We start from the raw sequence: 12,777 nt of genomic DNA on the forward strand, positions 1-12,777 counted from the left end.
ATACCCGAAGCGGCTGGGGGAGGAAATTGCCCAGCCAAGATGGCGGCATAAACGGAAAATAATGATGGAACAGAACAACAAGCACACCATAGTGGCGGACATTGGCGGCACCAACGCCCGCTTTGCCCTGGCCCAGCGTCAGGCCGATGGCATTCATGTTTCCCACGTCGAGCGCTTTCCCAGCGCCGACTACCCCTCGCTGGAGACCGTGGTGCGTCGCTACATGGACAGCCTGCCAGAGGGGATCGAATTTGACGGCGCCTGCCTGGCGGTGGCCGGTCCGGTGGGGGGCGACTCCGTGGTGGTCACCAATCTGGGCTGGTACGCCAACATCGCCGAGCTGCAAGCCCACCTGGGGCTGCCCAAGCTTCGGGTGATCAACGATTTTGTGGCTTACGCCTACAGCATTCCGCTGCTGCCCTCGGACCAGATGCAGACCGTCAAACCCGGCGAGGCCCTGGCGGGTGCGCCCAGGGTGGTGCTAGGGCCGGGCACCGGTTTCGGCGTGGCCTCACTGGTGCCCAGCGCACGGGGCTGGCACGCCATCCCCTGTGAAGGGGGCCACATCAGCCTGGCAGCCACCAACGAGCGCCAGGCGGCCCTGGTGGAGATCCTGCGCCGCCGCTTTGCCCACGTGTCGGTGGAGACGGTGCTGTGCGGTCGTGGCATGGTGAATCTTTACCAGGCGATGGGCCAGCTGCTCAATTTGGAGGCGCCGCTGGGTACCCCGGCGGAGATCACCGGTGCGGTCCAAAGCGGTCAGGACCCCCTGGCTCGGGAAACCCTCTCGGAGTTCTGCCGTTGGCTCGGCAGCGTCACCGCCGACATGGTGCTGGCCCAGGGCGCCCGGGGCGGGGCCTACCTGGGGGGCGGGATCCTGCCGCGCATCGCCGAGTTTTTGCAGCACAGCGATTTCACCCAGGCGTTCGGACACAAGGGGATCATGACCGGCTACCTGGAACCGGTGCCGGTTTCCCTGGCGCTGAAGAGCGATACCGCGTTGATGGGGGCCGCCGCCTGGTTCTATGACCACGGCTAACCCCTGTCGACTCAATTGGTTGCAAAGTGTTCACCGCTGCGGATAATGGGAACGGGCCGGAATGAAGCCGGCCTGCTCTTACAGGATGAAGAGCGGTGAAAACAAGGAATCGAGTATGAACCGGCCATTTCGTTGGCGAGACTCCGTCACTCGCCTGGATGTCGTGATGGGATTGGGCATGGTCAGCGTGCTGCTGATGATGCTGGGTGAGCGCAGCCAGGGGGCCTACCAAGGGGCCGCCCCTCAACAATCTCTCTATCACGCTTGCGTCAATCGGGCACCCAACCCCCTGATGGGGGAGAGCGGTGTCGGCGCCCCCCGCTGTAATCAAAGCTTCCCCTACGCCACCGAAGTGGCGTTTAACAGCGACTGTCCCTCCCCCTCTTCGGTGTGGGGCCGGGGCAACCTGGCCTACGAGGCCAGCCGCTTCCCCTGGCGCCCTCATGCCGGCGTTGTGCCCTTCTGCCCGCCAGCCCAGGGATAAGGCGTCCGGCTTCCCAAATCCCAATCTGTCAGAGCGAGGCCGCCCTTACCGGGGCGGCCTCGCTTGTTTTTCAGGCAGCAAGCTGAAATAAAAGCTAAAGATGTAGTAACGAGCGTGACATTGCGGGCGATGCGCTTCGAGCGTTAAGGACTTTTATATTCCCATTGGGAATAATTGGCGGCGTTCTTATAAGCAATAATGTGCCTCATCATTCTGTACCCCTGGGTACGACTTCATCAGATCGAGGAACAGGGATGATTGACACCCAAGGCATGACCCACCTACAGCGACTGGAAGCGGAGAGCATCCACATCTTCCGGGAAGTGGCCGCCGAGTTTGATAACCCGGTGATGCTCTACTCCGTGGGCAAAGACTCCTCCGTATTGCTGCACCTGGCGCGAAAAGCGTTCTACCCGGGCAAGATCCCCTTCCCGCTGCTTCACGTCGACACCGATTGGAAGTTCAAGGAGATGATCGCCTTTCGCGACCGCATCGCCAATGAGTACGACCTGGACCTGCGGGTGCACAAAAACCCCCGGGGACTGGAGATGGGGATCAACCCCTTTGTCCATGGCAGCGCCAAGCACACCGACATCATGAAAACCGAGTCCCTCAAGCAGGCGCTGGACCACTACCAGTTTGATGCCGCTTTCGGGGGCGCCCGTCGGGACGAGGAGAAATCCCGGGCCAAGGAGCGGGTCTACTCGTTTCGCGATCAGCACCACCGCTGGGACCCGAAAAACCAGCGCCCGGAGCTGTGGCAGCTGTACAACGGCAAGGTGAACCCGGGTGAGAGCATCCGGGTCTTTCCCCTGTCCAACTGGACCGAGCTCGACATCTGGCAATACATCTACCTGGAGAACATCGAGATTGTCCCGCTCTATCTTTCGGCCCCGCGGCCGGTGGTGGAGCGCGATGGCGCCCTCATTATGGTGGACGATGAGCGCATGCCCCTGGCCGAGGGTGAGGTGCCCGAGCAGCGAATGGTGCGCTTTCGCACCCTGGGCTGCTACCCCCTGACCGGGGCGGTGGAGTCTGAGGCCACCACCTTGCCGGAGGTGATCCAGGAGATGCTGCTGACCAAGACCTCTGAGCGGCAGGGCCGGGTGATCGATCACGACAGCGCCGGTTCGATGGAAAAGAAAAAGGCGGAAGGGTACTTCTGACCCTGCTCGAGCAAGGAGATGTTATGAGCCACAAATCACAACTGATTGAGCAGGATATCCTGGCCTATCTGAAACAGCACGAGAACAAGGAGCTGCTGCGCTTTATCACCTGCGGCAGCGTGGACGACGGCAAAAGCACCCTGATCGGGCGTCTGCTGCACGACTCCAAGATGATCTTCGAGGATCAGCTGGCGGCCATCGAGTCCGACAGCAAACGGGTGGGCACGACCGGTGAGCAGGTGGACTTGGCCCTGCTGGTGGACGGCCTGCAATCGGAGCGGGAGCAGGGGATCACCATCGATGTGGCCTATCGCTACTTCTCCACCGACAAGCGCAAGTTCATCATCGCCGACACCCCCGGGCACGAGCAGTACACCCGCAATATGGCCACCGGGGCGTCCACCGCCGATCTGGCGATCATCCTTATCGACGCCCGTCACGGGGTCCAGGAGCAGACCCGCCGGCACAGCTACCTGGTGTCGCTGCTGGGGATCCGCCAAGTGGTGGTGGCCATCAACAAGATGGACCTGCTGGGTTTTGACCGCGCGCGATTCGAGACGATCCGTGAGGAGTACGCCGCCCTGGCCGACTCTCTGGGCTTGACCCAGGTGCACTACGTGCCGCTTTCCGCTTTGGAGGGGGACAACGTGGTGAGCGTCAGCGAACGCACCCCCTGGTACACAGGCCCGGCGCTGATGACGCTGCTGGAGCAGCTGCCCATCGAGCACAGCGACCAGCTGGAGGCCCTGCGCTTCCCGGTACAGTACGTCAGCCGTCCCCACCTGGATTTTCGCGGTTACGCCGGCACCGTCGCCGCCGGCACTGTGAAGGTTGGGGACGAGGTGGTGGCCATGCCCTCCGGACGGCGCAGCACCGTGAAGACCATCACCACCTTCGACGGCGATCTGCCCCAGGCCGGAGTGGGCCAGGCGGTGACCCTGACCCTCAATGACGAGATCGATCTCAGCCGCGGCGAGATGCTGGTCTCCCCCGACCAAACGCCCCATCACAGCTCACGGCTGTCGGCGCAGCTGGTGTGGATGGCTCAGCAGCCGCTGGTGCCGGGCCAGGAGTACAGCATCAAGCTGGGCACCAAATCCACCTTCGGCCGGGTCGACGGGGTGAGCGAGCGGGTCGACATCAACACCCTGGAGCGGGTCGAGGCCGACACCCTGACCCTCAACGAAATTGGCACCGTGGCCCTGAGCCTCAATGAGCCGGTGCTGTTTGACCGTTACGAGCAGAATCGGCACACCGGGGCCTTTATCATCATCGACCGGCTGACCAACGTCACCGTGGGTGCCGGGATGATCACCGGCCCCCTGGACGCCACCCTGGCCTGGGCCAGCCAGGCCCGATACAGCGAGTTTGAGCTCGAACTCAATGCCCTGGTGCGCAAGCACTTCCCCCACTGGGGAGCGCGGGACATCAGCCAGGACGGCCCCCAGTGAGCCTGACCCTGGCACAATGGAGCGTGGTGGGCCTGGCCCTGTGCCTGGTGAGCGCTCTGGTGCTCACCCGGGTCCGGCCGGTGATGCTGTTCGCCGGGTTGGGCCTGGCCACCGTGGTACTGGGGCTCATCGAGCCGCCGCGTCTTTTGATGCTGGCGGCCAACCCGGCGGTGATCACCCTGCTGTTGCTGCTTTTGGTCTCCTCGGCGTTAGAGAAAACCGGCCTGCTGGCGCTGGTGGGTCGTTATCTCTTTCGCCCCAAGTACACCACCACCCTGGCCCGCATGGGCGCGGGCACACTGCTCAGTTCGGCGTTTCTGAATAACACCGCCGTGGTGGCGGCCATGGCGGGGGTGGTCAGTCGGCAACCGGACCATCAGCCCTCCCGCTTGCTGCTGCCGCTCTCCTACGCGGCGATCCTCGGCGGCACCCTGACGCTCATCGGCACCTCCACCCACCTGGTGGTCAACTCCGTGCTGATGGAGCAGGGGCAGCCGGGCCTGGCGCTGTTCGATTTCCTGCCGGTGGGGATCGTCGCCGCCGGTGCCGGCTTGCTGCTGCTGGTGCTGCTGTCCCAAACCTTGCCCCGGCATGAGCGGGCCCCGGAGCTGGAGAGCCCCTACTTTATCGACGCCGAGGTGCAGCCGGACAGCCCCCTGGTGGGCCGCAGCGTTCAACAGAACGGCCTGCGCTCGCTCAAGGGGCTCTACCTGGCGGAGATCGTGCGCCAGGGGCAGCTGCTGACCCCGGTGGCTCCGGATACCCTGATCCAGGCCGAAGACAAGCTGGTGTTCTGCGGAGAGGTCAGCCAGGTGGGGGAGCTGGAACGCTTCAAAGGCCTCAGCCTCTTTGCCGGCAGCAACGGCTTGCTGGGCCAGAATCTGGTGGAGGTTCTGTTAAGCCCCACCTCCAACATCGTCGGCAAAACCCTTAAGGAAAGCGACTTTCGGGCCCGGTTTGACGCCGCAGTGGTGGCCCTGCGACGCCGGGGCGAGCGGCTGTCCGGCAAGCTGGGCACCATCCCGCTGCAGGGTGGGGACATCCTGGTGCTGGCGGTGGGGGATCGCTTCGTCAAACGGCGCAGCCTGACCCGGCACTTTTACCAGATCGGCGGCACCGAGCTGAGCCGGCCACTGCCGCGCTGGCAGGAGGCCCTGGCGGTGGGCGGTTTTGTGCTGGCCCTGCTGGCCAACCTGCTGCTGGCGGTGCCCCTCTATGTCAGCCTGGCGGTGCTCCTGATGGCGCTTCTGGGGTGCGGGGTGCTCTCCAGCAACGACGTGCGCCAGCGCTTCCCCTTTGAGCTGTGGGTCATCATCACCGGTGCCCTGGCGTTGGCGGAGGCCTTCAGCCAAAGCGGCCTGGCTGGCGCTCTGGCGACGACGCTGCAGCAGCAGCTCAGCGGCGGCGGGGTGATGATGGCCTTTGTCGGTGTCTATCTGGCGGCGCTGCTGACCACCGAGCTGATGACCAACAACGCGGCCGCGGCCTTGGTGCTGCCCCTGGCCCTCAGCCTGGCCGAGGCCTTTGGCGCCAGCGCCATGCCCTTTATCATGGCGGTGGCCTACGGCGCCAGCGCCAGCTTTATCAGCCCTTTCAGCTACCAGACCCACATGATGGTGATGAATCTGGGAGACTATAAAAAACGGGACTACGCGCGACTGGGGGTGCCCCTGTCGCTGCTCTACAGTGCCCTGGTGCTCTGGCTGACGCCCATCATCTTCCCGTTCTGAGCTTTGGCAAGGAATCCGCAATGACGCAAAACATCACCTGGCACGCCCATCAACTCTCGACGGACCAGCGCGCGCAGCTCAAGGGACACCAGGGCGCGGTGATCTGGTTTACCGGCTTCTCTGGCTCCGGCAAGTCCACCATCGCCAACGCCCTGGAGCAGAAGCTCCACGCCCTGGGGGTGCACAGCTACTTGCTGGACGGTGACAACGTCCGTCACGGCCTGAATCAAGACCTGGGCTTTTCCGATGCCGACCGGGTGGAGAACATCCGCCGCGTGGCTGAGGTCTCGGCGCTGTTCGCCGACGCGGGCCTGATGGTGCTGACCGCCTTTATCTCCCCGTTTCAGACCGAGCGCGCCCTGGTGCGCGACAAGCTGCCGGCGGGCCGCTTTGTCGAGGTGTTTGTGGATACGCCCCTGGCGGAGTGCGAACGACGGGATCCCAAGGGGCTCTATCAGCGCGCCCGGGCCGGGGAGATCACCCAGTTCACCGGCATCGATTCGGCCTACGAGCCGCCGTCGGCACCGGAGGTGCACCTGGATGCAGGCAATATGAGCCCACAAGAGTGCGCCGATAAGATCATCCAGGTCCTGCAGTCGAAGGGGCTGCTCACCCCATGAGCCACTTCGATGTGTTCAACGGCGATGCCGATGGGATCTTCGCCCTGGTGCAGCTGCGCCGGGAAACGCCAAAAGCCGCCACCCTTATCTCCGGCCCCAAACGGGAGATTGCTTTGCTCGCCCGGGTCTCGGCGGGGCAGGGGGACTCGGTCACCGTGCTGGACATCTCCCTGGATCGCAATCGCGGCGAGCTGCAGCGGCTGCTGAACCAGGGCGCCCAGGTGCACTACGTCGACCACCACTACGCCGGGACCATCCCCGCCGGCGTGGTGGCGGACATCGACACCGACAGTCGGGTGTGCACCAGTTTGCTGGTGGATAAACAGTTGGAGGGCCGGCAACGCCTCTGGGCCCTGGCCGGGGCCTACGGAGACAACCTGATTGAGGTGGCGGACGCCCTGGCCATCCAGTCCGGGCTGAATCAGGAACAGCGCCGGGGGCTGCTGCACCTGGGCACCCTGGTCAACTACAACGGCTACGGGCGGACCCTGGCGGACTTGCACTTCTCCCCAATCGAGCTGTACCGGGCGATACAGGCCTACGCCAGTCCCTTTGCCCTGTTGGCGGACGCCAACTCGCCGGTGGCGACCCTGGCTAAGGCGCTGGAGGCGGACCTGGCCCGTGCCAAGCAACTGACGCCCCTGGTGTCGACGCCGAATTGCCTGGTGGTTCGGCTGCCGGATGAGGCCTGGGTGCACCGAGTCAATGGTGTGCTGGCCAACCGGCTGGCCAATGAAGGGCCGCAGCGGGCGGTGGCGCTGGTCAGCGAGCTGCCCGAGGGGGCACTTCGCATCTCCCTGCGGGCCCCCCTGGCCCGCCCCCAGGGCGCCGATGCCCTGTGCCGGCAGTTCGAGGGGGGAGGGGGCCGAGCGCGGGCGGCGGGGATCAACGCCCTGCCCGAGGCTCAGTTGCCGCGGTTTATCGAGCGGATGCAACGGGCCTTTGGCCGCTGAAGCCCAACCCGCATTTTTGAGGACTCGGCTTGCCTCTTGACCTCAAGCTGGCAAAATAGAGCGCAAATTGGCCCAACGGGCCGAGAACTCGATTTTCCCCAACTTGAATTTGGGGGCCTCTGGCCCCGGTAAGTCTGCCGTTATGTCACGAAAATACTTTGGTACCGACGGGGTGCGCGGCCTGGTCGGTCAATACCCTATTACCCCTGAATTTGCCCTGAAGCTGGGCTACGCTGCCGGTCAGGTGATGGCCGCCGAGGGCACCCGCGAGGTGATCATCGGCAAGGACACCCGCATCTCCGGTTACCTGCTGGAGTCTGCCATGGAAGCGGGCTTTATCGCTGCCGGGGTCAACGTGGCCCTGACCGGCCCGCTGCCCACCCCCGCGGTGGCTTACCTGGCCCAGACCTTCCGGGCGGACGCCGGAGTAGTGATCAGCGCCTCCCACAACCCCTACCACGACAACGGCATCAAGTTCTTCTCCACCACCGGCACCAAACTGACCGACGCCAACGAGCTGGCCATCGAGGCGGCGCTGGACGCGCCCATGGGCTGCGTGGACTCCGCCAAGCTGGGCAAGGTGCGCCGCATCAACGACGCCGCCGGTCGCTACATCGAGTTCTGCAAGAGCACCTTCGAGCAGGGCAGCAGCCTGGCGGGGATGCACATCGTCCTTGATTGCGCCCACGGCGCCACCTACCACATCGCGCCGGCGGTGTTCCGCGAACTGGGAGCCACCATCACGGTGATCGGCGCCGAGCCCAATGGCCTGAACATCAACGACCGCTGCGGCGCCACCCACCTGGATGCCCTGGTGGAGAAGGTTAAGGAGACCGGTGCCGAGATGGGGATCGCTTTCGATGGCGATGGCGACCGGGTGATGATGGTGGATCATAACGGCCAGGTGGTGGATGGGGATGAGATCCTCTACATCATCGCCAAGCACTGGCACGCCACCGGTCGCATGACCGGCGGTGTGGTGGGCACCCAGATGGCCAACCTGGGGCTGGAGCTGGCCCTCAAGGCGCTGAATATCCCCTTCGTCCGCTCCAAGGTGGGCGACCGCTACGTGGTGGAGATGCTCAAGGAGAAGGGCTGGTCACTGGGGGGCGAAAACTCCGGTCACATCCTGAGCCTGGTGCACCACACCACCGGTGACGGCATCATCGCCGCACTGCAGGTGCTCAATGCCCTCAAGGCGCTGGATCAGAACCTGAGCCAGGCCCTGTCCGGCATGACCAAGCTGCCCCAGGTGCTGGTTAACGTTCGCTTCAGTGGCGAGGGCGCACCGCTGGAGGCCGAAGAGGTCAAGGCAGCGGTGACGGCTGTGGAAGCGCAGATGGGGGACAAGGGTCGGGTACTGCTGCGCAAGTCCGGCACCGAGCCGCTGATCCGCGTCATGGTGGAGGGGGACGCCAGTTTGGACGTCTCCGCCCTGGCCCACCGCATCGCCGATGCGGTCAAAGCGGTGGACGCCCAGCCGGCGTGACCGAGCGAACCGAAAAAGGCCCGCATGATGCGGGCCTTTTTGCTGCCCGGGCTTACGCGTACAATGTTCAATATTCGAAAAATTCTGCTTTGAAGCGGATTTGACCATGACTGCACCGATTTTGCCGCCCCTGCGCCTTGGCGTGGATCTTGGCGGCACCAAAACCGAGCTGGTGGCCTTGGACCCGACAGGCCAGGTTCGCTGGCAGCGCCGCACGCCCACCCCGTCCGGGGACTATCACGCCATCCTGACCACCATTGCCGAGCTGGTGAGCCAGTGCGAGCGCGCACTGGGCCAGGGGGGCACCCTGGGGGTGGGGATCCCCGGAGCCCTCAAGGGGGGGCGGGTCAAGGGGGCGGCCACCCTGGGCCTGGAGGGACAGGCCTTTGAACAGGATCTGGCCGCTCGACTGGGCCGGGCGGTGAAGGTGGCCAACGACGCCAACTGCTTTGCCGTCTCCGAGGCCACCGATGGGGCTGGACAGGGGCATCGCACCGTCTTTGGCGTGGTGTTGGGTACCGGCTGTGGTGCCGGGCTGGTGGTGGATGGCGCGCTGCACAGCGGCCCCAATGGCCTGGCCGGCGAGTGGGGGCACCTCCCCCTGCCCTGGATGACCGAACTGGAGTTTCCCGGTCCGCGCTGCTTCTGCGGTCAACGAGGCTGCATCGAAACCTTTGTCTCCGGCCGAGGACTGAGCCGGCAATACGCCGAGCACACGGGCCAATCCCTGGGGGCCCAAGGGATCCTGGAGCGGGTCGCCGCCGGGGAGGGGGCCGCCCAGGCGCTGTTTGAGCGTTACCTGGACCAGCTGGCCCGGGCCCTGGGGATGGTTGTCCAGTTGCTGGACCCGGACTGCATTGTGCTGGGCGGTGGCCTGTCCAACATCGACAGACTCTACCCGGCCCTGGCCGGGCGCCTGGGCGCGCACCTGGTGGGGGGCCGATGCGATACCCCGGTTTATCAAGCCCAGCACGGTGACGCCTCCGGCGTCCGCGGTGCCGCCTGGCTCTGGGGGCGTTGATGGGGTTTTGGCTGAAAAAGGGCATCACCGCGTTTCTGCTGCCGGTGCCGCTGGCCTGCCTGTGTGTCCTGCTGGGGCTATGGTGGTGGCGTCGCCGCCCACGCCTGGGGCAGGCTCTGGTGCTGGCTGGCCCCCTCTACCTGCTGCTGCTCTCCTTCTCCCCCATCAGCACTTACCTGGCCAACACCCTGGAAGCTCACCACGCCAGCTGGCAGGGGCAGGAGCGCGTGGAGTATGTCCTGGTGCTGGGCAACAGCCACACCAGCCGACCCGGCCGTCCGGCCCTGAGTGAACTGTCCGGCACCGCTTTGGCGCGCCTGATGGAGGGGGTGCGGGTCTGGCGCCAACATCCGGAGGCGACTCTGGTGGTCTCCGGCTACGAGGGGGCTGACCCCGTGCCCCACGCCCAGGTGCTGCGCCGGGCGGCGCTGGAGCTGGGGGTGCCCCAGGAACGCATCCACCTGTTTGACCAGGCTCGGGACACCGAGGAGGAGGCGCGGCTCAGCGCGCCTTTGGTGGGCAGCGCACCGGCGGTGCTGGTCACTTCCGCCTCCCATATGGACCGGGCCCTTCAGCTGTACCGCGGTCAGGGGATCCCGGTTACGCCGGCCCCCACCGACTTTATCGCCCAGCCCACCCGTCCCTGGTATTTCAGCGCCCGCAACCTCTGGACCAGTCAGCGGGTGATCCACGAATACCTGGGCCGGCTCTGGCTGGCCATCAAGGGGTAGGCGCTCGATATGCCGTTGTTGTGGTTGGTCACCGGGATTTGGGCCTTCTCCTTCTCCCTTATCGACGTCTACATTGCCGGTCAGGTGGACGCCTACTTTGCCGTCTGGTCGCGGATGCTGATGGCCACGGTGCTGTTTCTGCCATTGCTGTCCCGCCGGGTGCCCGGGGCACTGGCGCTGCGCCTGGTGGGGATCGGAGCGGTGCAGCTGGGGCTGATGTTCACCCTGCTGTACCACGCCTTTGCCTATCTGTCGGTGCCCGAGGTGCTGCTGTTCACCGTGATGACGCCGGTGTGGGTGATGGTGCTGGAGGACGCTCGACTGAAGCGCTTTCGACCCCGGGCATTGTGGCCGGCCCTGGCGGCGGTGGCCGGTGCAGCGCTGATCCGTTACCAGCCCCTGCAGAGCGATCTCTGGCTCGGCTTTGCCCTGGTTCAGGGGGCCAACTTCTGTTTTGCCTTTGGTCAGGTGGCCTACCGGGGGCTGGCTCACCAACTGCCCCGCCATCAGGCGTTTGGCTGGTTCTTTATCGGCGCACTGGCGTTGGCCTCGTTGAATGTGCTGCTGTTTGGCAACCTGGCGCGGCTGCCTCAGAGTACCCTGCAGTGGGGCGTCCTCTTGTGGCTGGGGTTTGTCTCCTCGGGGCTGGGGTATTTTCTCTGGAACCTGGGGGCCACCCGGGTTTCCGCCGCGCGCCTGGCGGTGATGAACAATGTCCTCATCCCCGCCGGGATCCTGGTTAACCTGCTGCTGTGGGCCGAACCGACAGATCTGTTGCGCCTGGCGTTGGGCGGTGGGGTTATTCTGCTGTCTCTGTGGTGGAGTCCGCCCCGGGACTCAGGCAGTCGGCCTGGTAGCGGCGCAGCAGGCTGACAAACTCTTGCGGTGAGCGGTCCAGGGCGCTGTGATGGAGAAAGAGATCGTAGCCCAGGGCGGCGCGCAGTCGGAGCTGATGTGCCGCATAGGCGGCCTGGACCCCCTCCAGGGGCTCTTGGGGCAAACCCTCGGCTTCGGGCAGCATCTCCTGGCACTGGCCGGTGGCACAGCGGGGATCGGCCAGTATGGAGAGGGGGCGCTGCTCGCGGATAAGAGCCAGGGCCAGGCGCGGGGCGATGCGGCGGTAAAACTGCGCCGGATCGCGAAGCCGGATCCCCACGTAGTCGAGACGCGTGCTCGAGTCCTCCGGCAGGCCCGGCTGATCGATGCGCAGCAGCTGCTGCCAGTCGAGCCGATAGCTGCCTCGCCGATGGCGGTAGTGCAATCCGTCGGGGTGGAGTTTGAGGGTGCAGTCCGGCTCCAGGCGTTTGCCGATGGCCAGCACCAGCACCACCAGGGTCACCAGGGAGAGGGGCAACAGCCAGAGCAGGGGCAGCCCATTGAACAGGGCCAGCAAAAAGGCGAGGCAGAGCAGCCCGGCCAGAACAGAGAAGGTCAGCCGGTTGCGCCGGGCAATCGGTTGAATCCTGATCACATCCATGTGATCAGCCTAGCAGATCAGGCGCTTTTGACGGCGCTCAGCTGAGCTTGCTCGTCGTCCTTGGGCTTTTCCAGGCGCAGCACGTCCTCTTTGAGACGGGTGCCGACAAACTGGCCGCCTTCGAAAATCTCGATCTTCTCGGAGAGCACTTCGCCGTCCACCATGCCGTTGGCGGTGATGGAGAGCTTGGTGCACTTGAGCTTGCCCTTAAAGTGACCGGAGACGCGCACCTCGGTGGCTTCCAGTTCCCCTTCGACACGACCCTGTTGCTCGATGATGACGCTGCCCTTGGCTTTCACAGTGCCTTCGATGGTGCCATCCACCATGCAGTCACTGTCCAGCACCAGGTCGCCCTTCAGTCGGCAATCGGTGGAGATGTAGGTCAGGTTGGAGCCGCTAGTTGTGGTTTTTTTTCCGAACATAGTGGTCTGTCTTTGTTTTCAATCGATGAAGTGGCAGTGGCCTGGTTTTGCCTCTAAGAAGCGGTTTTATCTGCTTCTTTTTGAGATCAATAAGTTAGGCAGAACCGCCGAGGGATACCCCAAAAAGGCGACCACTGGTTCACTCCACTTTACTGTATTTCAAGGACAGATCCGAACCCAGTTCGGAGGAAAAG

The 12,777-nt window shown here is 64.7% G+C and carries 13 protein-coding genes; 11 read left to right on the forward strand and 2 right to left on the reverse strand.

The features are described from left to right. Positions 1-64: 64 nt before the first annotated feature. From glk to KUV81_RS01595, 11 genes are all read left to right on the forward strand, one after another. Positions 65-1,039, forward strand: coding sequence for a glucokinase (gene glk / locus KUV81_RS01545; protein WP_222542082.1), 975 nt, complete (start codon positions 65-67; stop codon positions 1,037-1,039). Positions 1,040-1,154: 115 nt separating this feature from the next. Next, positions 1,155-1,523, forward strand: coding sequence for a hypothetical protein (locus tag KUV81_RS01550; protein WP_222542083.1), 369 nt, complete (start codon positions 1,155-1,157; stop codon positions 1,521-1,523). Between the two features lie 221 nt (positions 1,524-1,744). Further along, positions 1,745-2,689, forward strand: a complete 945-nt coding sequence (cysD, locus tag KUV81_RS01555; protein ID WP_261389248.1) for a sulfate adenylyltransferase subunit CysD — start codon at positions 1,745-1,747, stop codon at positions 2,687-2,689. A 23-nt stretch (positions 2,690-2,712) separates the two neighbouring features. Next, positions 2,713-4,140, forward strand: coding sequence for a sulfate adenylyltransferase subunit CysN (gene cysN / locus KUV81_RS01560; RefSeq protein WP_222542085.1), 1,428 nt, complete (start codon positions 2,713-2,715; stop codon positions 4,138-4,140). Beyond that, positions 4,137-5,870: an SLC13 family permease gene (locus KUV81_RS01565; protein WP_222542086.1), complete on the forward strand. Its 1,734-nt coding sequence runs from the start codon at positions 4,137-4,139 to the stop codon at positions 5,868-5,870. The genes cysN and KUV81_RS01565 overlap by 4 nt, the downstream gene beginning before the upstream one ends. Before the next feature lie 20 nt (positions 5,871-5,890). Further along, entirely contained in the window at positions 5,891-6,490 is a 600-nt protein-coding gene (cysC, locus tag KUV81_RS01570; RefSeq protein WP_222542087.1) for an adenylyl-sulfate kinase, read from the forward strand. Further along, positions 6,487-7,443, forward strand: a complete 957-nt coding sequence (locus KUV81_RS01575; RefSeq protein ID WP_222542088.1) for a DHH family phosphoesterase — start codon at positions 6,487-6,489, stop codon at positions 7,441-7,443. Before cysC ends, KUV81_RS01575 begins: the two co-directional genes overlap by 4 nt. 142 nt (positions 7,444-7,585) lie before the next feature. Next, the gene (gene glmM / locus KUV81_RS01580) at positions 7,586-8,932 is read left to right on the forward strand and encodes a phosphoglucosamine mutase (RefSeq protein WP_222542089.1); all 1,347 of its coding nucleotides are present in this window, start codon (positions 7,586-7,588) and stop codon (positions 8,930-8,932) included. Between the two features lie 106 nt (positions 8,933-9,038). Next, complete coding sequence (locus tag KUV81_RS01585) at positions 9,039-9,953, forward strand: ROK family protein (RefSeq protein WP_222542090.1); 915 nt, start codon at positions 9,039-9,041, stop codon at positions 9,951-9,953. After that, the gene (locus tag KUV81_RS01590) at positions 9,953-10,684 is read left to right on the forward strand and encodes an ElyC/SanA/YdcF family protein (RefSeq protein WP_222542091.1); all 732 of its coding nucleotides are present in this window, start codon (positions 9,953-9,955) and stop codon (positions 10,682-10,684) included. The genes KUV81_RS01585 and KUV81_RS01590 overlap by 1 nt, the downstream gene beginning before the upstream one ends. A gap of 9 nt (positions 10,685-10,693) precedes the next feature. Beyond that, the gene (locus KUV81_RS01595; protein ID WP_222542092.1) at positions 10,694-11,557 is read left to right on the forward strand and encodes an EamA family transporter; all 864 of its coding nucleotides are present in this window, start codon (positions 10,694-10,696) and stop codon (positions 11,555-11,557) included. Here KUV81_RS01595 and KUV81_RS01600 read toward each other — a convergent pair. Both KUV81_RS01600 and KUV81_RS01605 read right to left on the reverse strand, forming a co-directional pair. Beyond that, positions 11,484-12,161 carry a DUF2982 domain-containing protein gene (locus KUV81_RS01600; RefSeq protein WP_222542093.1) on the reverse strand — a complete coding sequence of 226 codons (678 nt, stop codon included), beginning with the start codon at positions 12,159-12,161 and terminating at the stop codon, positions 11,484-11,486. The genes KUV81_RS01595 and KUV81_RS01600 overlap by 74 nt on opposite strands. Before the next feature lie 17 nt (positions 12,162-12,178). After that, entirely contained in the window at positions 12,179-12,583 is a 405-nt protein-coding gene (locus KUV81_RS01605; RefSeq protein WP_222542094.1) for a polymer-forming cytoskeletal protein, read from the reverse strand. Positions 12,584-12,777: the final 194 nt, after the last annotated feature.

Source organism: Ferrimonas balearica (assembly GCF_019802085.1).
Taxonomy (GTDB): domain Bacteria; phylum Pseudomonadota; class Gammaproteobacteria; order Enterobacterales; family Shewanellaceae; genus Ferrimonas; species Ferrimonas balearica_B.